Origin of the sequence: Thalassobacterium sedimentorum (assembly GCF_031127905.1) — a bacterium.
GTDB lineage: Bacteria > Verrucomicrobiota > Verrucomicrobiia > Opitutales > Coraliomargaritaceae > Thalassobacterium > Thalassobacterium sedimentorum.
Genome location: NZ_JARXIC010000160.1, coordinates 1 through 322, shown reverse-complemented (window position 1 = coordinate 322; position 322 = coordinate 1). Strand labels below are relative to the sequence as shown.

Sequence of the window (322 nt, the reverse complement as noted above, 5' to 3'; positions counted from 1 at the left end):
TCAAAGGCTTGATTCAGTCCGATGGCTATGAAGCCTACGAAAGCCTAGCCAAGAAGGATGAAGGGGTTACCCGCACCGCATGCTGGGCGCATGTACGTCGCAAGTTTGTCGATGCCACTAAAGAACATCCGAAGTTGATTGGCCTACTTCTGCGCCAAATCGGCTCGCTCTACCAATGGGAGCAACTCTGGCGTGAACGACTCAGCGTCACTGGACGAGCCGAACAGCGCCAAGCCAAGTTCGAGTCTCATCTGCGTATCATCCATGCCATAGTGAAAATCCTGGCTCGGCGTAGCCGACCTAAGTCTAAATCTGGAAAAGC

1 protein-coding gene is annotated in these 322 nt (G+C 53.1%); it reads left to right on the top strand.

All coding sequences use genetic code 11. The features are described 5' to 3' along the window. Positions 1–8 precede the first annotated feature (8 nt). A partial coding sequence (locus tag QEH59_RS18825; protein ID WP_308986931.1) for an IS66 family transposase occupies positions 9–322 on the top strand: 314 nt, incomplete at its 3' end.